This is a genomic window from Corallococcus sicarius (assembly GCF_003611735.1).
In the GTDB taxonomy this organism is placed as follows: Bacteria; Myxococcota; Myxococcia; order Myxococcales; family Myxococcaceae; genus Corallococcus; species Corallococcus sicarius.
The window spans coordinates 1-20,035 of the sequence record NZ_RAWG01000175.1 but is presented as its reverse complement, the minus strand read 5'-3'; the positions used below and the strand labels follow the sequence as shown (position 1 = coordinate 20,035).

Below are 20,035 nucleotides of genomic sequence, written 5' to 3'. Positions count from 1 at the left end.
GGCGGCCCTCAGCCAGGTGGGGGCGGAGCGGGCGTACCAGCAGGGCTGCGACGGAGGCGATGTCGAAGGGTGCGTGGAGCTGACGGAGCTGTACCGGCAGTGGGAGGGTGGGCCCATCCACGTCCGCAAGAGCCAGGCGCTCCTGGAGAGGAGCTGCGCGCGGGACGATGGGGGCCTGGCGTGCCATGCCCTGGGTGAATTCTTCCTGCTCCCCGGCTCCGTGCCCGCGAACAGGGAGCGCGCGCTGCGGGCGTGGGACCGGGGCTGCTTCGTCCTGGAGGATTCCAGTTCCTGCTACGAGCTGCTCGAGTCCGCCGCGGAGTCCGAGGCGAAGGACCCCGCGGCGCTGCACCGCCTCAAGGTCCAGGCCTGCAAGACGCGCATGACCGTGTCCTGCGAGGCGGTGGGCCTGACGCCTCCGCGAGCGGAGGCCCACCATCGCAGGCTGCTGGCGGCGTGCGACGACGGCGACCCGGACGCCTGTGGCGAGGTGGCCCTCGCCCAGGAGACCGGGTTCGGACTGGCCGAGGATCCGGGGGCCGCGCTGGAGACGGGCGCGCGGGCCTGCACGGGTGGAAGCGGCCTGGGCTGTCTGGTCGTGGCGCGGCTGCATGACGTGGGAGCGGGCGCGGCGCGGTCTCCGTCGGGCGTGGTGGACTATGCCTCCCAGGCGTGTGAGCGGGGGGAGTCGGACGGCTGCGCGCTGCTGGCGAAGCAACTGGCGGAAGGCCGGGGCGTTGCCCGAAACGTGCTCAAGGCCCAGGAGGCCCAGCGCCGTGCCTGCGCCCTCATGTCCGAAACGCAGCGGAAGCAGCAGTGCCAGCAGTAGGGGCGCGGGGAGCGGCCAGCGAAAAGCGCCGCCCCCGTGCGGGGAGGCCCCCCGCCGCTCAGACGGACGTGAGCAGCAGCTCCGGCTGGTCGCCGACCTGGATGCCCACGAGCGGCTGGAGGTCCGCGCGGAAGCCCCAGTGCCGTGACAGCTCCAGGAACCAGGCGACGGTGGCCGTCATCCGGAACCCGTCGGAGCCCGAGTCCTCCAGCGGGTCGAACGCATCCACGATGATGGAGTGCTCGGGGTCATCCGAGAGCGGGCTCCGCGCGTCGATGGCCTGCTGCAGGGCCTTGAGTCGCTGGGTCAGCCGGGCCCAGATGTCGTAGACCTTCCCGTAGGGCGTGCCGCCCGTGTCACCGCCGTGCCGGGAGGCGTTCTCCATCACCCCCATGAAGGCGCCGGGCGTGGGGCCTCCGCCCGCCATCGACGACTGCTCCCAGGTCCGGTCCTGGAGGGCGGCGGGCGGCTGCATCCGCTTGAGCCGGTCCTCCACGCTGCGCAGGATGAAGGCCTTGTCCCAGTTCCTGGCGCGGTCCATCAGGTACTTCTTCCAGAGGGGCGCATAGACCTGCTGGCGGACCGCCGGGGAGGCGCGCACGGCCACGGAGTCCCTCGGCAGCGCTCGCGCCAGGGCGATGGCGAAGCACTCCAGCTCCGCGGCGGGGTCGGTCCCGATCCGCTTCAGCAGCTTCTTGAACGCGCGCGAGTCCAGCCGCAGCTCGAAGCGCGCGGTGATGCTGGCGCCGCGCGGCGCGGCCTGGAGGAGCGCGGTGAGCGGCTCACAGGCGGCCCCGTCCGGCAGCGCGCCCCAGACCCGGGCCAGGTCCTCCAGGGACTGGAGGGACGGGCTGCCCTTGAACCGGGATTGGGCGAAGAAGCCATACTCGAAGGCGTCCGCGCTCGGCCGGGTGGAGAACCCGGGCATCTGCGCGCTGAAGTCGATGCCCTGGAGCACCTCACCCCCCGCGAGCCAGCCCTTGTGCTCGTACGCGCGGGCGCCCTGGAAGGCATAGCGGCGCGGCCCGTTCACGGGGTCCCGTGACGCATGCTGCGCGACCGCCTTCAGCTTCTTGCGGTCCGACGCCTTCGCCAGGAAGACGTCGCGCCAGCCCAGGCCGAAGCCGCGGGTGCGCTGCGTCTCGATGGAGGTCATCTGGAAGTAGCGGCGGGTCCAGGCGTCCTTCACCTGGCGCTGGATGCTGGCCAGGTCGCCGGAGATGAGCGCGCCGTGCACGTCCGAAAGCGCCGCCTCCGGCACCTCCAGCTCCATCAGGGTGGTGTCCTCGGTGCAGCGGGCATACTCGTATTCGAAGCCCGCCTTCAGCGTGGCGCGCACGCTGTCCTGGATGAGCGTCTTCAGCTCGCCGTAGACCTTCTCCACGGTGGTCTGCGCCGCGTCCAGCTCCTCCTTGAACCCCAGGCCCCCGAGCAGCGCGGTGGCGAGCGTCAGCAGGGTGGGGCTGAGCGTCCCGGACTCGAGCGCCTCCATCACCTTCGTCACCTCCCGGGCCTGCTCGGTGGAGGCCACGGAGGTCAAGAGCGAGGTGAGCAGCGGGGACTCCACCCCGAGCGTGGCCCCGACCTGGATCTTCACGGCGCCGCCGTGCGAGGTCGCCTTGCGGACCGACACCGTGAACGGGCCCGGGCTCTTCGGACGGGAGAAGACGAGGCGCAGCTCATCCTCCAACTGGAGCGAGCCCCCCACGGAGACGCCCACGTCGGCCTTGAGCTGGAGGGCCACGGCGCGGCCCACCCGCTGCGCGAGCGCCGTCACCACCGCCGCGGTGACGATGGGCCAGGACAGGGTGGCGCCGGTCTTCAGTTGGATGCGGGCCTGGAAGGCGAGCGCGTCGTCGGGGCCCAGGGCCCGCACGTCGTCCACCTGGAAGGGCAGCCGCAGCGTCTTCGCGTCCTTGCGCAGCACGTCGCCCAGGAGGTGCGTCGTCGGGTGTCCCCGGTAGTCCGCCACCAGGACGTTGATGGCGCCCTTGCCGTCCAGGGTGACGAAGGGGAGGGTGCCCTCCGCGCTGGCCTCCGCGTTGAGTTCGGCGGCGTACTTCACCCAGCTGGTGAACCCGTCCGGAAGGAAGAGGGGCTCCGGCGCGGAGCCGTCCGGGGGGTGCGCGCTCTTCTTGCCCACGACACCCCCGTCGTCCCGGTCCTCCGGGCCGTTGAACAGCTCCAACGGCACCCGGGCTGACGCCGCCAGGAGGACCGAACCGCCGGGAAGCGGAACCTTCCGGCTCACGTTGCACTCCGCGTGGCCCAGGGCCTGCTCCTGGGCGGAGTCCCCCAACGGACGGTTCAGCGTGTTCACGGCGGGCACTTCGATGCTCCAGCTCATGCACATCCCCCCAGGGCCAGGACTTCCGTCAATGACAGACACACGGCCCGTCTGCCGGGCCGCTGGACACGCGTCGCGACGCAGTGTCGCGCGCTCATCCACGGGCGGGAAGCCGGGCTTCCGGGAGGTGTGTCTGTTGGTGGGTGGACGGGACGCGAATCGTCCAGCGACTTCGTGATCCATCTGGAAGAATCCCGTCATGGATCCACGACTGGGATTGTCCTGGATGCAGATGGGGGGCTACCAATGAGGGACGGATCCACGGCGCTGACCGCAGCCGTATCAAGGGAGGGCCGCGTCATGGGCTCTCGCGAACAGGTGGTGTTCAGCCACACGGTGGAGGGGCTGTTGCTGGCCCTGAAGGGGCGGCTGGACGGCCCGCTCAAGGCGAAGTTGAAGGCCGTGGGGCTGGACCTGGACCGGGAGCTGGAGGCCGCGTACACCAACGCGCAATGGCAGCAGATGCTGCTGCTGGGCGCGGAGGAACTCTTCCCGACCCTCCCCATGCCCCAGGCGAAGTGGCTGCTGGGGGAGCGCTTCATCCGCGGCTACTTCGAGACCAACATGGGGCGGGCGCTGAAGGGCATGTTGAAGTTGCTGGGGCCGGCGCGCGCCCTGGAGCGCACGTCGCGGAACATGGCCACCGGCAGCAACTACGTGCAGGTGGACGTGGAGCGCCTGGCGCCCACGGACTACCGGCTCCGGGTGAATGACGGCGGGCTCCACCCGGAGTTCATGGGGGCGCTGTGCCACTTCGGGACGCTGACCACCGGGGTGAAGGGGCTCACCACCGTGGTGGAGTCGCGCGCGGGACTCTCCGCGATGTTCCGGGTCCGCTGGTAGCGGCCCGGACGGCCGGGGCAGGGGACCTCCCAGGTCGCCTCCCCGATACGACACGTCATGTCACGTCGCGGAGATCCTCAGACTCCCCGTCGAATCGTCATCACCCGGGGGATGTAGGGGTTGTCGACAAGCCCACAAACGGTCTACCCAGGAGGAACCGAACCGCGTCATCCCCCGAGACGTGGCGAAGGAGCCCCTGGTGTCGACCAATCAGAATGAGTTCGTGTTCGGCCATACGGTCGAAGGTTTGCTGGTGGCCTTGAAGGGCCGGCTGGAGGCTCCGCTCAAGGCGAAGCTGAAGGCCGCCGGGCTGGACGTGGACAAGAAGCTGGAGCCCGCGTACCCCAACGCCATCTGGCAGCGGGCGCTGCAGATTGGCGCCGAGGAGCTCTTCCCGGGCGTCCCCATGGCGGAGGCGCAGTGGCTGCTGGGCGAGCGCTTCGTCAGCGGCTACTTCGAGACGAACATGGGCCGCGCGCTGCAAGGCATGTTGAAGCTGCTGGGGCCGGTGCGCGCGCTGGAGCGGATGTCGCGCAACCTGGCGTCCGGCAGCAACTTCCTCCACGTGGAGGTGGAGAAGCTGGCGGACTCGGACTTCCGGCTCAAGGTGAACGAGGGCGGGACGTACCCGGAGTTCATCGGCGCCATCTGCCACTTCGGGACGCAGGCCACCGGCGTGAAGGGGCTCACCACCGTGGTGGAGTCCCGTCAGGGACGCGCGGCGACGTACCGCGTCCGCTGGTAGGCCGCGCCGCATCCAGCAGGCCCTGCACCGCGCCGGTGACGTCGCGGTGCACGGACAAGAGCGCGTCCCGGTCCTCCGCGTCGAACCCGGGCTCCAGGTGGCGCGTCAGCGGTTCGCCCACCCACTGCGTCATCTTCACCGGGAACGGCAGCGACAGCGGCCACAGGCCCGTGGCGCCCACGCCCAGCCACAAGGGCAGCCGTCCGGGCATGCCCAGCCGCTTGCCCCACGCGTAGCCGTCATTCAGCCCCACGTAGGCGTCGTCCATGCCGTGGCCCGCGATGGGCACGATGGGCAGCCCGTACCGCACGGCCAGCCGCAGGTAGCCCACCCGTCCGCCCCAGTCCACGCGGTAGCGGTGCCGGAAGTCGCGGCAGCCCTCGCGCGTGCCGCCCGGCTGCACCAGCACGTGCTCGCCCTTCGTCACCGCCTCCGCCAGCCGGGGCCCATCCCCCGTGACGAAGCCCAGCCCGTCCGCCACCTGCCGCATGCCGGGGAGCCGGTCGAACGCGCCGTGCGCGATGCCGTGTGGCAGGTAGCCCAGGCGCTCATGCAGCGTCACCGTCAGCATGCACAGGTCCACGGCGAGGGGCCGCCCGTGGTAGCCCACGAGCAGCTTCGCGCCAGGGCGCAGGAGCGGCTCCAGGTTCACCACCTCGTAGCGGTGATAGCGCTGGAGCAGGCGGAACGTCGTCAGCCACGCGGCCCGCGCCGCGGCGCCCGTCGCCGTCACCCGCCCACCTGGTAGAGCACCGCGCCGTGCGCCACGCCCGCGCCCACGCCCACCATCAGCACCCGGTCCCCCGGCTTCACCGGACGCGTGCGCCACAGCCGGTCCAACCCCGTCCCCAGCGACGCGGAACCCACGCTGCCCACCGTGTCCACCACCGTCACGCTCTTCTGCGCGGGCACCTCCAGCGCCTGGAGGATGGCCGTGAACATGCTGCCGTTCGGCTGGTGCGTGAGCACCCAGTCCACGTCCGCCACCGTGAGCCCCGCCTCCGTCAGCACCGCCGTCGCCGCGCGCGTCAGCGCTCCCAGGGCCACGCGCGTCATGTCTCGGCTGGGGGTGAGGAAGCGCATCCCGCCGGGCTCGCCCGTCATGAGCGGGTTCTCCAGCACGACGTCCGGGGGCAGCGTGCCGTCGTTGCCGAACGCCGCGCCCAGCACGCCGTCACCGAACCCGAGCCCGAGCCCGAGCCCGCCGTCACCGAGCCCGCCACCGAGCCCGCCACCGAGCCCGCTTTGGGCCGTCCGCGCCGCGCCCAGCACCACCGCCGCCGCCGCGTCGCCCAGCACCAGCCAGGGCCGGGGGTCCTCCGGCCGCGTCGTGCGCGACAGCAGCTCCACCGACACCACGCCCACCGGCCCCAGCCCCGTGGCCACCGAGCGCGCCGCCAGGTCGAACGCGCTCAGGAAGCCCATGCACGCGTTGGTCACGTCCATGGCGTCACACGTCCCCGAAAGTCCCAGCGCCGCCGCCACCCGGCTGCCATTGGCCGGCGTGAGGACGTCCCCGCCCATGGACGACACGAAGAGGATGCGCCGCAGCGCGGTCGCCTCCAGGCCCGCCGCCTCCAGCGCGCCCCGCAGGGCCTGGGCCCCCAGGTCCGCCGCGCGCGTGCCGGCCGGGGCGAAGTGCCGCGTGCGGATGCCCGTCTTGCGCTCCACCTCCGCCGCGTCGCGCCCCACCCGCGCGCACAGCTCCGCGGTGGTCACCGGCGGGCCGGGCAGCACGCTCGCCGTGCCGAGGATGCGGACGGGAATCACGCGGCCCTCCTTCCACCGCACGGGGTGCGGCGCACGCGCAGGGACTCCCACGCCTGCTTGAACTCCAGCAGCTTCTGCTCCAGCGCCATGTCGCGCGCGGCCTCCTCCAGCACGGCGTCCACGTGCGTGAAGCGCATGGAGCCGAGCAGCGGGTGGTCGCGCGTGCCCACGTCGTAGCGCAGGTCGCCTCGGGCCGACTCCAGGTCGCCATTGCGGTGCAGCAGCAGCACGCCGCTGGCGAGCAGGTCCCGGGCCCGCGCCACCGGGTTGAGCGCGGAGAGGAACAGCCCCACCGCGCCGGGCAGCAGCGGACGGGCGGCCTGATGGTGGCCCGCGGGGAAGATGTTGCTGGAGAAGACCAGGTCCGCGCCCGCGTTGAGCAGCACGTCCACCGGCACCATGCTGGTGAAGGCCCCGTCCACGTAGCGCGCGGGCGGCTGGAGCGTGGGCGCCCACACCCCCGGCGCGGATCCGCTGGCGCGTACGGCGAGCGCGAGCGGCCCCTGCTCCAGCACCACGCAGCGGCCCGTGGTCAGGTCGGTCGTCACCGGGAGGAAGCCCGTGGGCAGCTCCTCCAGCGCCATGTTCCCCAGGTCGCCGCGCACCAGCCACTCCATGGCCTGCGTGGTGACCACCGACGACAGCGCCGCGGCGGACAGGTGCCCGTGCTTCGCGCGGTAGCGCAGCCGCCGCAGGCCATCCATCCCCTCGCGTCCGTCGCGCGCGGTGCCGCAGAAGTACGCGCCCACCAGCGACCCCATGCTGGAGCTGCTGAGGAAGTCCACCGGCACATCCAGCGCCGTCAGCCTCCTCAAGATGTGCGCGTGGTAGAAGCCCCACACGCCGCCGCCGCTGAGCGCCAGCCCCACGCGCCTGCCCGTGATGGCGCGCGCCCAGCGCGACAGCGCGTCCCGCGTCCCCGCGTCCAACCCCAGCGCCGCCAGGGGGCGCGTGTCCCCGGGCCGCGCCACCAGCCGCTCCCAGTCCAGCCGCAGCCGGCATGAAGGCGGCGGCGCGTCCGCGTCCCATTCGTCCTCGTCCGGCAGCGGGCGGCCCTTCAGGCTCGGGCTGCTCCGGGGCTTCCATGGCGACAGCAGCACCGTGGGCAGCACCGACGCGCCACAGGCCGTCCCCAGCGCCTCACCCGCGGAAGGCGTCAGCCGCACCTCGCGCACCGTCACGCCGTCCGGCACCGCGAGCCCGTCCACCAGCACGCAGTCGAAGTCGTCGTCCAGAGCCCCGGGCACCCCGGACGGCTGCATCCACGTCGCGCCATGCGACGTGCTCCGGGGCCCCACCGTGCGCCGGAACACGCCATCCGCGCCGCGCACCGCGCCCTTCGTCTCCCGTGCTCCGCCGCGCACCAGCAGCACCCGGTCCCCGAAGTCGTGGACCATCACCTTCGCTACCAGCTCCACCAGCGTGGACAGCACCGCGGGCGGCAGCTCCATCCCCTGCGTCTGGAACGTCACCACCTCCGCGCGCGGCCCGGGCGCGGGCAGGCCGAGCCGGGGAGCCCCCGCGGCCACCTCCAGCTCCGCGCGGGGGATGAAGAGCGCCTGGGACGCGGACACCGCCTTCACCGTGACGGGCCACGCGCCTCGCGCGAGCGCCTCCACGCCCAACGACATGCCCGAGCGCAGGTGCAGCAGCACCATCCCTCCCGCCATCACCTTCCACTCGCCGGAGCGCAGCAGGTAGACACCGTCTACCTCCTGGCCCTCCATGCACACGCTCGTACCGGGACCGGGCTCCACCGGGCGGGCCCTCCCCAGCAGACGCAGGAGGATGGACGTGCGGGTGTGACGCAGCGCGGGCGCTTGTTTCAGTGTGTACAGCCACCGACGCCGCTCATCGACCGTGATGGGAAAAGCCATGCGTCGACCCAGGATAACCAACGTGCTCCGGTGCTGGATACGGCACCGGAGCGCCTGCCCGCTGTGCGGGTCGCGTTCTACGCGGGCTGGGGCCGCGGCGGCTCACCCCCAGGAGGTAGAGACTTGCCCGTCTTCCGGCTCTTGAGGATCTTGCTGCGCGCGCCTTCCACCAGTGCGTACAGCACGGGGATGAAGATGAGGTTCACGAAGGTGGAGAAGAGCATGCCGCCGAAGACGGCGGTGCCCAGCGACTTGCGCGCGGAGGCGCCCGCGCCGCTGGCCAGCATCAGCGGCACCACGCCGAAGAGGAACGCGAAGGACGTCATCAGGATGGGGCGCAGCCGCGTCTCCGCCGCGTTGATGGCGGACTCCACGACGCCCTGGCCCTGCGCGCGCAACTGCTCTCCGAACTCCACGATGAGGATGGCGTTCTTGGACGCGAGCCCCACCAGCATCACCAGCCCCACCTGGCAGAACACGTCGTTCACCAGCCCGCGCGCGTTCTGGAGCAGCAGCGCGCCCATCATCGCGACGGGCACCGCGAGCATGACGACGAAGGGCAGGGCGAAGCTCTCGTACTGCGCGGCGAGCACGAGGAAGACGAACACGATGCCCAGCGCGAAGATGACGAGCACCGTGTTGCCCGCGCTCTTCTGTTCCGCGGACAGGCCCGTCCACTCGTAGGTGAAGCCCGGCGGCAGCGCCTGCTTCGCCACGGCCTCCATGGCCTCCAGGGCCTGCCCGGTGCTGACGCCGGGGGCGCCCTGGCCGTTGATGTTGGTGGAGCGGAAGAGGTTGTAGTGGGTGATGTTCTGCGCGGTGGTGATGGGCGTCACCGTCACCAGGCTCTCCAGCGGCACCATGGCCCCGGTGTCCGCGCGCACATAGAAGCTGCCGATGTCCTTCGGGTTGTCCCGGAAGGGCGTGGCCGCCTGCACGAACACGCGGTAGACGCGGTTGGCGAAGGTGAAGTCGTTCACGTACTGGCTGCCCAGGTAGACCTGGAGCGTGGAGAACAGCGTGCTCAGCGGCACGCCCAGCGCCTTGGCCTTCTCCCGGTCCACGTCGATGTTGAGCTGCGGCGAGCCCGCCGTGTACGAGGAGAACACGCCGCGCAGGCGCGGCTCTTGATTGCCTTTGATGATCAACGCCTGGGTGGCCTGCGCCAGCTCCTCCAGCGAGCGGCCTCCCTGCTGGTCCTCCAGCACGAACTCGAAGCCGCCCACGCTGCCCACGCCGCGGATGGCGGGCGGTTGCAAAGGCAGCACGCGCGCGCCACCCACCTGGGACAGCGGCCCTCGCAGCCGCTCCACGAGGCCCGCCACGCTCTCCTCGCGCTTCTCGCGCTCCTCCCACGGCTTGAGGTTGATGAAGAGCGAGCCGTAGTTGGCGCCCGTGCCCAGCAGTGAGAAGCCGCCCACGGTGAAGGTGTCCACCACCTCTGGCTGCGCGCGCAGGAGGGACTCCACCTGGATGAGCACGTTGCGCGTGTACTCCAGCGACGTGCCCTCCGGCCCCTGCACCGCGACGATGAGGTAGCCCTGGTCCTCCTCCGGGATGAAGCCGGTGGGGGTGGCACGGTAGAGGAAGCCCGTGGCGACGAGGAGCGCGGCGAACACGGCGACGACGATCCAGCGCGCCTTGCCCAGCATCAGTCCCAGGAGCCTGCCGTAGCCGCGCCGGAGCGCGTCCATGCCCTGGTCGAACTTGCGCGCGAGCATGAACTTCTTGCCTTCGTTGGTGCGCAGCAGGCGCGCGCACAGCGCGGGGGACAGGGTGAGGGCGACGAGCGCGGAGAGGCTGATGGAGAACGCGATGGTGAGCGCGAACTGGCGGTAGATGGCGCCCGTGGTGCCGGGGAAGAAGGACACCGGGATGAACACCGCGGAGAGCACCAGCGCGGTGGCCACCACGACGCCGGACACCTGCTGCATGCCCCGGTGGGTGGCCTCCTTGGCGTCCACCTTGTCGTGCTCCATCACGCGCTCGACGTTCTCGATGACGACGATGGCGTCATCCACCACGAGGCCCGTGGCCAGCGTCAGGCCGAACAGCGTCAGCGTGTTGAGCGAGAAGCCGAACGCGCTGACGAACATGAACGTGCCCACCAGGGACACCGGCAGCGTCGTCACCGCGACGAGCACACTGCGCCAGCCGTGCAGGAAGATGAAGATGACGAGGACGACCAGGAGGATGGCCTCGCCCAGCGCGGTGAGCACCTCCTCGATGGACGCGCTCACCGCGCGCGTGGTGTCGAACGCCACGCGGTAGGTGAGGCCCGGCGGGAAGTTGGCGGACAGCCGCTGGAGTTCTGCCTCCACGCCCTCGCGCACCTCCAGGGCGTTGGAGCCCGGAAGCTGGGTGATGCCCAGGCCCACCGCGTCCTGGCCGTTGAAGCGCAACAGCTGCTGGTAGTTCTCCGCGCCCAGCTCCGCGCGGCCCACGTCGCGGATGCGGACGAGCGCGCCCTCCGCGCCGCGCTGGACGACGATGGCGCCGAACTCCTCCGGTGAGGTGAGCTGTCCCTTCACCTGGAGGGACAGCTGGTACGCCTGGTCCCTGGAGGACGGCGCCTGGCCCACCTTGCCCGCGCCCACCTGGACGTTCTGTTCCTGGAGGGCGTTGAGCACGTCCTGCGCAGTGAGGCCCCGGCGGGCCAGCTCCGTGGGGTCCAACCACAGACGCATGGCGAAGCGGCGCTCGCCGAAGATGCGCACGTCGCCCACGCCCTTCACGCGCAGGAGCGCGTCGCGGAGGTACACGTCCGCGTAGTTGCTGAGGAACTCCGTGGTGTAGCGCTTCTCCTTGTCATACAGGCCGAAGGACACGAGCAGCTGCGTCTGCGACTTGCGCACGGTGACGCCCAGCGCGTTGACCTGCTGGGGCAGCTGCGGCGTGGCGGTGGCGACGCGGTTCTGCACGTCCACCGCCGCCAGGTCCACGTCCCGCTCCGGGTCGAAGGTGGCGATGATGGTGCTCTGGCCCTCGCTGGTGCTGGTGGAGGACAGGTAGCGCATGCCCTCCATGCCGTTGAGCTGGCGCTCCAGCACGGTGGTGACGGCGCTCTCCACCGTCTCCGCGGACGCGCCCGTGTACGTGGACGTCACCTGCACCTGGGGCAGCGCCAGCTCCGGGTACTGTTCAATGGGGAGACTGGGGATGGAGATGGCGCCCACGAGCGTGATGAGGATGGACAGCACGCTCGCGAACACGGGGCGCTGGATGAAGAAGTCGGTGAACATGGCAGCCCCTAGCGACCCGCGTCCGCGCCGCCGCCGATGCCCTGTGTCTGTTGTTGCGCCGCGGGCCTGGGCTGGATGGGCATCCCGTCGCGCAGGGCCTGCACGCCGCTGACGACCACCTGGGTGCCCGCCTCCAGGCCCTTCACCACCTCGTAGTCGTTGCCCTCCACCAGCCCCAGCGTCACCGGCTGGCGCTTCGCCACGGTGCCGCCGTCACCCTCCGCCACCACCAGCGCGAAGGCCTGGCTGCCCTGCCGCGTGACGGCGGTGGTGGGCATCTTCAGGGCGTCGCGCACGTCGTAGACGAGCTGTGCGCGCACCAACTGGCCGGCGCGCAGGCCCACGGTGTTCTGGAAGGAGGCCTTCACCTCCACGAGCTGGGTGGCGGGGGCGGGCGTGGTGGCGACGAAGAACGCGGGGGCGCGGACCACGGGCTTGCCGTCGTCGTCGAGCACCTCCAGCGGCGTCTGGCCGATCCTCACGCGGGAGGCCTGCTCCACCGGCACCTGCACGGACAGCTCCAGGGCCTCGCTCTGGTCCACGCGGGTGAGCGGCGTCTGGGGCGTCACGGAGTCGCCCACCTTCACCGGGATGTCGCCCACGACGCCGTCGAAGGGCGCGCTCACGTTGAAGAAGCCCAGCTGCACCTGCTGGCTTTGGATCTGCGCTTCCGCGGCCCGGGCCTGGGCGACGGATTGTTCGGCCTGGGCCACGGCCTGCTCGTAGTCCTGGCGGCTGATGAGACCTTCCTTGAGGAGCTGCGCGCTGCGCTCGCGGGTGCGGCGCGCGTACTCGCGGCTGGCGATGGCGGAGGTCCGCTGGGCCTGGGAGGCGCGCAGATTGGCCTGCTCCTGGCGGGGGTCCACCACGAGCAGGACCTGGCCTGCCTTCACGGTGTCGCCGGGGCGCGCGGAGATGGACTGCACGTAGCCGGCGACCTGCGGGAAGAGGGTGATGCTGTGCCGGGAGATGAGCGTGCCCACGTACTCGCGGGTGTCGCGCACCGGGCCGGGCTCCACCTTCATCACCTGCACGGGGAGGGGCTTCGCGCCCTGGCCCTGCTGGCCGGCCTGGGGACCTCCGCCGGGCGAGGATGAGGCCCCATCCTTGCTGCTGCCGCTGCACCCGCCCGCGAGCGCGAGGACGAGCCCCCACGCACCCCAACCACCCCTCACCAATCGCATGCGGCCTCCGACAGGAATGCGTCCACCTGCGCCTGACGGAGTTGGAAGTCGCGAATCACGAGCGCCAGCTCCGCCTGTCGCAGGTCCCCGGCCGACTGCACCAGTTCGAGGCTCGTTCCGGTGCCCACCTCGAAGCTGCGGCGGGTGAGCCGGTCGCTCTCTTCCGCGAGTCCGCGCTCGCGGTCCGCCAGGTCGCGCGTCGCCTGGTTCACCTGCACGGTGCGCTTCGCCCGGGTGACCTCCACGGAGACGTTGCGCTCGAGGGCGATGACGTCCGCGCGGGCCTGTTCCAGTTGGCCGCGTGTCTGGCGGAGGCGGCCTTCGCGGGCTCCGCCGTCCCAGAAGGGCAGCACGAGGCTGGCGCCGATGTTCCAGATGGGCACCTCCGCGAAGCCCGGGTTGACGGTGAGCGCGGTGGTGGTGCTGGTGACGTCCAGGGTGGGGGCGTACTGGCGTTTCACGATGCCGATGGCGCGTTCGGCGACGACCAGCCGGGAGCGTGCCGTGGCGAGGTCCGCGCGGCGGTCCAGCGACTCCAGCGTGTGGCAGCTCTGTTTCGCGCCCTGGAGCAGGGTGTTCAGGTCCAGCCCCTTCGCGAGCCCCACGGCGGAGGGTGTGCCCAGCGCGAGTCCCAGGGACTCCCGGGCGCGTCTCAGGTCCTCGTCGCCGGTGACGACGTTGCGGCGGGCGGCCTGGGCGTCCTGCTCCACGCGGACGACGTCCAGGCGGGTGCCGGCGCCCAGCTCGAACCGGCGTTGCGCGAGGGCCAGCCGCTCCAGCGCGGTGCGCAGGTTGACGCGGTTGACCTCCGCCAGCCGCTCCGTGGAGGACACGGACACGAGCGCCTGGGCGAGGCCGCGGGTGAGCTGCCGGCGCGTCTCCGCGAGCGACAGGGCGGCGGTGCGGCGCGACTCCTTCGCGCTGCCCAGGGCGTAGAGGCTGGCCAGGTCCACCACGGGCACGGACGCGGTGAGCACGCCCAGGCCGAGCAGGGGCGTGGGGGTGAAGCCTCCGGCGGAGCCCACGCCGCCACCGATGCCGCCGCCCACCCCGCCGCCGACGGCGGGCACGTCCGGGTTGAGCACGTTGTATTGGGCGGACAGGGTGCCGCCCACGGTGGGCAGCAGGTTGGCGAGCGCGATGCGCCACAGGCCCGCCGCCACTTCGAGTTGTCCCAGCGCGCTCTGCAGGTCGGGCGAGCGCTGGCGCAGGAGGGACAGCGCTTCATTCCAGGACGTGAGTTGTTGCGGCGCGGGAGGGGCCGGGGTGAGCAGCGGATCCGACACGTCTGGTTGGAAGGGCGGAGGCACCGCCGGGACGGAGTTCGGGTCCTGGGGGGCCTGCCTGTCCCTGGGGGCAGGTGCGGTGTTCTGTGCGAGCACGCGCGGTTGTTCGAGGCCTGTGGGTGCGGTGGGCGCGCTGGCGGCGCCGGCCTTGGCGAGCAGGGCTGCGAACAGAAGGGCGTTCATAGAGGGTGCTCCCCAGTTAGGGGCGAAGCCCATCCGTCGCCATGGGCTCGGGTTCCCACTGCTTCGATGGAAAACACAGACAGACACCGAAGTGCCTGCCAGTGGATGGACGGAGCGCGCGGATTGGACCGGAGGACAGGGATGACAGTCCGTGCCGGAGGGGCGCTCAATGACAGCGCAGCGAAGGGGCGCCGGGCATTGGGAAGGGCATGGGACGTCCAGGCTCCAGGAGGAAGGAGCCAACGTGCATCCCGGGTGGGGCGGGGGCGTCTGTCTTGGAGGGAAGGGCGGCGTTCAGCAGGTCACTGCGGAGACACAGGCTCATCCAGGGGCAAGGCCGTGCGAGGTTCATGAAACGGCGTGGGAGGCGCTGGGCGCTCATGGGTATCATCAAGCCGGAGCACAAAGCGGTCGGCCTCATGACCGCCGTGGACGAATAGCCCATCCCATGCACATCCGAAATCCAGCTCCAGGCTGGCGTGGAGCCTCGATGAAGTCCGGACTGCTCCTGCCCTTGTGTCTGCTGCTCCCCGCCTGTGCGCTCTTCCATCGCGCGCCTCGGCCTGTCCATGCGCCGCCGGAAGAAGCGGCGCGCGTTCAGTTCCCGCTCGACCTGCCGGCGGATGCCCAGACGCTTCCCGCTGGAGTGGTCACCGCGATGCAGCTCGCCCTGGATGACTTCCGGCCCCTGGACCTGAAGCCCCACAAGGGCGCCACCGAGGAGGAACTCTGCCTCTACCAGCGTGAGTCATACGACGTCACCGCGGCCCCCGGGCCTGAAGGCGTGACGTTCGTGCAGATCACGCTCAAGCCCCAGCTCTGCGAGAAGCAGGGGCCCCTCATGGACATGGGCGCGACCTATGCGGTGGACGTGAAGGGACGGCGCATCCTCGCCGTCCAGCATTGAGCGCTCACGGCGGTGTTACCAGGGGCGAACTTCCAGAGGTGCCTGCATCCCGGCCGGGACCGATGAGGAACGGCAGGGGAACGGAGCCATCCGGTGGATCGAACGACCGGCCGACCTCGGATGAAGGAACCGGGATGACAGGCCCCGCGTCCATGGGCGGCAGCGATGAACCCGGTTCGCCATCCCGGAGCCGCCGGAGGATCCTGCCATCGGAGCCCACCGCGTACTGGGCGCCTGAATGCAGCCCTGGAACGGTCAGGCCACAGAACCGTGGATCTTCATCAATCCGGATGAAGACGATGCCCTGCTGCTGGATAACCCTGTACCGGTGGGCCTCGCGTCGGTCAGGGCAGGGTGTGTCGGCATGCTGCGTGCCCAGGAAGTCAGCAGCAGCGACTTCGACAGCACGCAGGACGGTGCCCGTCAGTTCGACAGGCCCACCGTCAGCACCTGCCTCCACGGCGGGATGCTCGAAGAAGGCTGGGAAGTCGATGGAGGTGTCACTCACCAGCGCAGCGCGCGTAGGCGGGGTCCGCAGACAACCCGCCAACAACAAGGCTGCCGGAAGCATGAAGCGCTTTGTCACCATGGGCCCTCTTCGTCGATGCCTTGACCATGCGCCTAGCGGCGATCGATCCGGTAGGTCTGCTCGTCGGTCCAGACCACGGTGCCAAGGGGTTGGCGACTCCACTGGTTCCGCTCATGCGTCCACTTGGACAGATCACCGGTCGTGGGGGTGTACTGGAAGAAGCCGTCGCAGGTGGGATTCGCGAAGTCATTCGAGGCCGAGAAGAATGCCACCAGGGACAACCGGAGCATCCCCGCTTTCGTCTTCACCTCCCAGCCATGCGCCAGTCCCATGGCGACGATGTACCGGATGTCCTGCTCCGTGAGCTCTCCTTCATACGGATGGGTGTGGAGAAGGTACACGTAGCCAATGCTCTCGGGAGGATACCGGGCGTCGTCCACGGAGGGCGGCAGGCGACAGGTCCGTTTGCCACGAGCGTCCTGGATCGGGGTCACGGACATCATGCTCATCTCGAACCGCTCATCCGGCGTGTAATAGATCCACGCGCAGTACTCCTGTGAGAGGTCCCAGCGCAGCTGGAAGTTCATGTCCGAGCGGCGTCCTGCGGTGGCATGGGGCTGCTTCAGCAGCATCGAGCAGGCCGAGATGAGTGCGTCGGAGTATGTGTCGAAAGGTCCAAATCCCGGCATGGGGCCCGGGATGCGTTCGGGAAGGTCACGCGAACTGCCCTGGATGACTCCAGGGGTCGCGGCAGGCTGCGCGCATGCCAGCACCAGGCCCAGGCACAACAGCCATCCCGGAAGCCTCACCCTGAAGTCCATCCTCACGGCGCCGGCAGCATGGACAACCGCTGCTTCGCCGAGCGGCTCTGCGGATCAAACCGCAGCGCCTCTTCCAGCCGCTCGCGGCCCTTCGCCACGTTGCCCTGCACCACGTACAGGTCCGCCAGCCGCACCAGCACGTCCGCGTTGTAGGGCTGCAGGTCCAGCGCCCGCTCGAACTCGCGCGTCGCCGTCGCCACATCCCTCCGGCGCATCGCCAGCTGCCCCAGCATCACGTGCGGCTGCACCAGCCCGCTCGTCTCCGGCTGTGTCGCCAGCGCCTGCAATGCCGGCATGGCCCGAGCGTCCCCGAACGACGCCAGCGTGAGCGCCGCGCCCTGCCGCACCCACAGCGAGCCGTCCTTCAGCAGCGGCACCAGGTCCTCCGCCGCCTCGCGCGCGTTCACACTGCCCAGCGCGTCGATGAGGTCCGAGCGCAACGTGCTGTCCGTCGTGCTCTTCAACGTCGCCCGCAGCGCCGGCACCCCGTCGCGCTTGAACCGCCGCGCCAGGAACTTCGCCGCCGCGCCCCGGAGCGTGCCCGCCTCCGTCGTGTCCGCCAGCACCGCCTCCAGCGGACCCCGGCTGGACGCCGCCGTCTTCTCGTCGAACGCCTCCGCCAGCCGCAGCCGCCGCTGCTGACGCACCCCCGCCTGCGGCCACCACTTCGTCAACGCCGCGTCCATCGCGTCCGGCGTCTCCTTGGTGTGGCAGGCGTTGCACGCGTTGGGCACGTCGTGGCGCGCCGTGTTCTTCGGCACCGGCACGTCCAGCGCGTGGTCCGCGAAGTGATCCAACACACCCGACACCACCGGCGGCATGTGACACGCGAGGCAGTCCTGCGCCGCCGCGGCCTTGTGGTGCGTGTGCTTCTCTCCCTGCGCCACCACCTCCGCGTGACAGCCCTGGCACGTCGCCGCGTTCGTGGACAGGCGCGCCGTCGTCACCTTCGGCTTCTTCACCTCGTTGGGCGCCTGCGCGTCGTGCGGCGCCGTGTGGCACGTCAGGCACGTGGCCCCGCCCTGCTGGTGGCAACGTGACTGGATGAGCGCCTGGTACTCGAAGCTGGACGTGCTGGGACGCCCGTCGTTGAAGAAGTCGCCGGAGCGCTCGTTGCCCACCAGCAACACCATGGGCTGGTAGTGGTCCGTGTAGCGCTGGCCGGGCTGGTAGCGGTGCGCAGCGTCCAGCATCGGGAACAGCGTGCGGCGCGGCCCGTGGCACTGCGCGCACACCGCGAAGCCGGCCTCCGTGGAGAGCTTCGCCGGCTGGATGATGTCCGCCGCCGCCTGCGAGTCCGCGTGCCGCCCGCCCTGCCCGTGGCAGGACTCGCACGCGACGCCCGCGTCCGCGAACTTCGTCTCCCACTGGTGCTTCGCGCGGTCATAGCGCGCGTCCAACCCCGTGACGTGGCAGTCCAGACACGCATGCTGCGCGCTGCGGCGGAAGTTCGCCCAGAAGAACGGGTGGTCCGGCGCCAGCGGGCCCTGCTTCTTCTCCGAGTAGTCCACCCACTCGCCCTTGCCCGTGACGTGGAAGTACACCGGCAACACCTGCCAGCGCCCGTCCGGCAACAGCGTGATGGGGTCCTGCATCCGCTTGCCGCCCACCAGCCACTGCACCGGCCAATCGCCTGGCTTCCCGTCCGCGCCCTTGGTGCGCATCAGGTACTTGCCGGCATCGCGGCGCATCCACGCCTCGCTGGACTCGCCCTTGAAGTGCGTGCCCGCGCCCGTGAACGTGCCCACCACGTATTGCTTCGTCGCCGGCGACAGCGCCCGCGCGTGCCAGTCGTGCTTCCAGCCCGTGTGCTGCTCTTCATGGCAGTCCGCGCAGACCTCGGAGCCCACGAACCGGTTCGGCTTCGCCGGAGCCGTCGCCAGAGCCTCAGGGGGAGCCTCCGCCGTCTTCACCGGCACGACAGGACTGCCTGCGTCGACAGGAGCGCGCGTCGCGACCGCGGGCGAGGGAACCACGGGCGCGGAGGACGCCGCCGGGCGCAGGGCGTAGACGAGCCCCACGGCGAGCACGGCGACCACCGCGAGGGAGACGAGGACAGGGCGAGAAGGTCGCATCCGGAGGTGCGGCCATGCTCCCTCGGACCGCCAGGCGGCACAAGCCGCCCTCCGAGCGAGCCCGGACAGCTCTTCTCCTCCAGTGGACACCGCCCTCCCAGGTAGGGCTGCGGTCCCGGGGAGCGCTGGACTAGGGTCCTGGCTGCCCGGAGCCCATCGCCAGCACCCACCCCAGGAGGCCTGCCCATGCCCATGCGGTCCGTGAACGGAACCCGGCTGTACTACGAGGACACCGGTGGGGTGGGGGACGTGGTCCTCTTCAGCCACGGCCTCCTCTGGAGCACGCGCCTGTTCGACCCGCAGGTGGAGGCGCTGCGCGGACGCTTCCGCTGCATCGCGTACGACCACCGGGGGCAGGGGCAGAGCGCGGTGCCGCCCGACGCCGCCATCGACATGGAGACGGTGTACGCGGACGCGGTGGCGCTCATCGAGTCGCTGGGGGTGGGCCCGGTCCACTTCGTGGGCCTGTCCATGGGCGGCTTCGTGGGCCTGCGGCTCGCGGCCCGCCGGCCGGACCTGGTGCGCTCGCTGGTGCTGCTGGAGACGTCCACCGACCCCGAGCCCGCCGCGAACGTGCCCAAGTACACGGCGCTCAACCTCATCGCCCGCTACATGGGCCTGGCGCCCGTCACCGGGGTGGTGATGCGCATCATGTTCGGCGCGTCGTTCCTCACCGACCCGGGCCGTGCGGCCGAACGGGCGCTGTGGGCCGCGCGCCTGCGCCAGAACCGGCGCGACATCTGGCGCGCGGTCAACGGCGTCATCAAACGCAAGAGCGTCGCGGACGAACTGCCGCGCATCCGCACGCCCACGCTCGTCATCGTGGGCGAGGAGGACCGCGCGACGGTGCCGGCGAAGTCGGAGCGCATCCACTCGCTCATCCCCGGCTCGAAGCTGGTGCGCCTGTCGCGCGGCGGGCACTCCTCCACGGTGGAGGAGCCGGCGCTCGTGAACGCGGAGCTTGCTCCCTTCCTCACCCAGCATGCGTCCACGAACACCGCGCACACCGGGTGACGCATGGTTACCGCAAGGCCCAGGAGGGTTTCTTCAATGCCAGTCGCGAAATGGAATGGCGTCGTGCTCGCGGAGAGTGAGCGCTTCGAGACGGTGGAGGGCAACATCTACTTCCCGCCCGACAGCCTCCGCCGGGAGCACTTCAAGCCCAGCACCACGCACACGACCTGCCCGTGGAAGGGCGAGGCGAGCTACTACACCGTGGAGGCGGACGGGAAGACGAACGCCGACGCCGCCTGGTTCTACCCGGAGCCCAAGTCCGCCGCGGCCAACATCCGGGGCCACGTGGCCTTCTGGAAGGGCGTGACGGTGGAGCGGTAGCGGGCGGCTCCGGGCACGCTCGAGTGTCCGGGGGCGTACGTGCTGGTGGGGACGGGCTTGTG

At 70.9% G+C, this 20,035-nt stretch carries 16 protein-coding genes; 6 read left to right on the top strand and 10 right to left on the bottom strand.

All coding sequences use genetic code 11. The annotated features are described in order from the left end of the window. A partial coding sequence (locus D7X12_RS43010) for a tetratricopeptide repeat protein (RefSeq protein WP_158620112.1) occupies positions 1-829 on the top strand: 829 nt, incomplete at its 5' end. A 58-nt stretch (positions 830-887) separates the two neighbouring features. Here the strand turns inward: D7X12_RS43010 and D7X12_RS24640 are convergent. After that, positions 888-3,176, bottom strand: a complete 2,289-nt coding sequence (locus D7X12_RS24640; RefSeq protein ID WP_147443793.1) for a hypothetical protein — start codon at positions 3,174-3,176, stop codon at positions 888-890. A 300-nt stretch (positions 3,177-3,476) separates the two neighbouring features. Between D7X12_RS24640 and D7X12_RS24635 the strand changes: the two genes are divergently transcribed. After that, on the top strand, positions 3,477-4,019 hold the full coding sequence (locus D7X12_RS24635; protein ID WP_120627722.1) for a DUF2378 family protein: 543 nt from the start codon (positions 3,477-3,479) through the stop codon (positions 4,017-4,019). A 199-nt stretch (positions 4,020-4,218) separates the two neighbouring features. Beyond that, entirely contained in the window at positions 4,219-4,764 is a 546-nt protein-coding gene (locus D7X12_RS24630; protein WP_120627727.1) for a DUF2378 family protein, read from the top strand. Here the strand turns inward: D7X12_RS24630 and D7X12_RS24625 are convergent. From D7X12_RS24625 to D7X12_RS24600, 6 genes are all read right to left on the bottom strand, one after another. After that, positions 4,706-5,497: a lysophospholipid acyltransferase family protein gene (locus tag D7X12_RS24625; protein WP_120627721.1), complete on the bottom strand. Its 792-nt coding sequence runs from the start codon at positions 5,495-5,497 to the stop codon at positions 4,706-4,708. The genes D7X12_RS24630 and D7X12_RS24625 overlap by 59 nt on opposite strands. Beyond that, complete coding sequence (locus D7X12_RS24620; protein WP_120627726.1) at positions 5,494-6,534, bottom strand: 3-oxoacyl-ACP synthase III family protein; 1,041 nt, start codon at positions 6,532-6,534, stop codon at positions 5,494-5,496. The genes D7X12_RS24625 and D7X12_RS24620 overlap by 4 nt, the downstream gene beginning before the upstream one ends. Continuing rightward, positions 6,531-8,411, bottom strand: coding sequence for a cyclic nucleotide-binding and patatin-like phospholipase domain-containing protein (locus D7X12_RS24615; protein ID WP_120627720.1), 1,881 nt, complete (start codon positions 8,409-8,411; stop codon positions 6,531-6,533). The genes D7X12_RS24620 and D7X12_RS24615 overlap by 4 nt, the downstream gene beginning before the upstream one ends. Positions 8,412-8,488: 77 nt before the next feature. Beyond that, a complete protein-coding gene (locus D7X12_RS24610; RefSeq protein ID WP_120627719.1) occupies positions 8,489-11,653 on the bottom strand; it encodes an efflux RND transporter permease subunit in 3,165 nt (1,054 codons plus the stop codon). Between the two features lie 8 nt (positions 11,654-11,661). After that, the gene (locus tag D7X12_RS24605) at positions 11,662-12,837 is read right to left on the bottom strand and encodes an efflux RND transporter periplasmic adaptor subunit (protein ID WP_120627718.1); all 1,176 of its coding nucleotides are present in this window, start codon (positions 12,835-12,837) and stop codon (positions 11,662-11,664) included. Continuing rightward, positions 12,825-14,306, bottom strand: a complete 1,482-nt coding sequence (locus D7X12_RS24600; RefSeq protein WP_120627717.1) for a TolC family protein — start codon at positions 14,304-14,306, stop codon at positions 12,825-12,827. The genes D7X12_RS24605 and D7X12_RS24600 overlap by 13 nt, the downstream gene beginning before the upstream one ends. A 490-nt stretch (positions 14,307-14,796) precedes the next feature. On the opposite strand from D7X12_RS24600, the gene D7X12_RS24595 reads away from it, so the two are divergent. Next, complete coding sequence (locus D7X12_RS24595) at positions 14,797-15,213, top strand: hypothetical protein (RefSeq protein WP_120627716.1); 417 nt, start codon at positions 14,797-14,799, stop codon at positions 15,211-15,213. Positions 15,214-15,217: 4 nt separating this feature from the next. Here the strand turns inward: D7X12_RS24595 and D7X12_RS42535 are convergent, their stop codons facing one another. From D7X12_RS42535 to D7X12_RS24585, 3 genes are all read right to left on the bottom strand, one after another. Then, complete coding sequence (locus D7X12_RS42535) at positions 15,218-15,802, bottom strand: hypothetical protein (RefSeq protein WP_147443792.1); 585 nt, start codon at positions 15,800-15,802, stop codon at positions 15,218-15,220. 32 nt (positions 15,803-15,834) lie between these two features. After that, positions 15,835-16,329: a hypothetical protein gene (locus D7X12_RS24590; protein WP_244224754.1), complete on the bottom strand. Its 495-nt coding sequence runs from the start codon at positions 16,327-16,329 to the stop codon at positions 15,835-15,837. Between the two features lie 236 nt (positions 16,330-16,565). Then, the gene (locus D7X12_RS24585; protein ID WP_120627715.1) at positions 16,566-18,638 is read right to left on the bottom strand and encodes a HEAT repeat domain-containing protein; all 2,073 of its coding nucleotides are present in this window, start codon (positions 18,636-18,638) and stop codon (positions 16,566-16,568) included. A 186-nt stretch (positions 18,639-18,824) separates the two neighbouring features. Between D7X12_RS24585 and D7X12_RS24580 the strand changes: the two genes are divergently transcribed. Both D7X12_RS24580 and D7X12_RS24575 read left to right on the top strand, forming a co-directional pair. Beyond that, complete coding sequence (locus D7X12_RS24580) at positions 18,825-19,652, top strand: alpha/beta fold hydrolase (protein ID WP_120627714.1); 828 nt, start codon at positions 18,825-18,827, stop codon at positions 19,650-19,652. A gap of 36 nt (positions 19,653-19,688) precedes the next feature. Continuing rightward, entirely contained in the window at positions 19,689-19,973 is a 285-nt protein-coding gene (locus D7X12_RS24575; RefSeq protein WP_120627713.1) for a DUF427 domain-containing protein, read from the top strand. Positions 19,974-20,035: the final 62 nt, after the last annotated feature.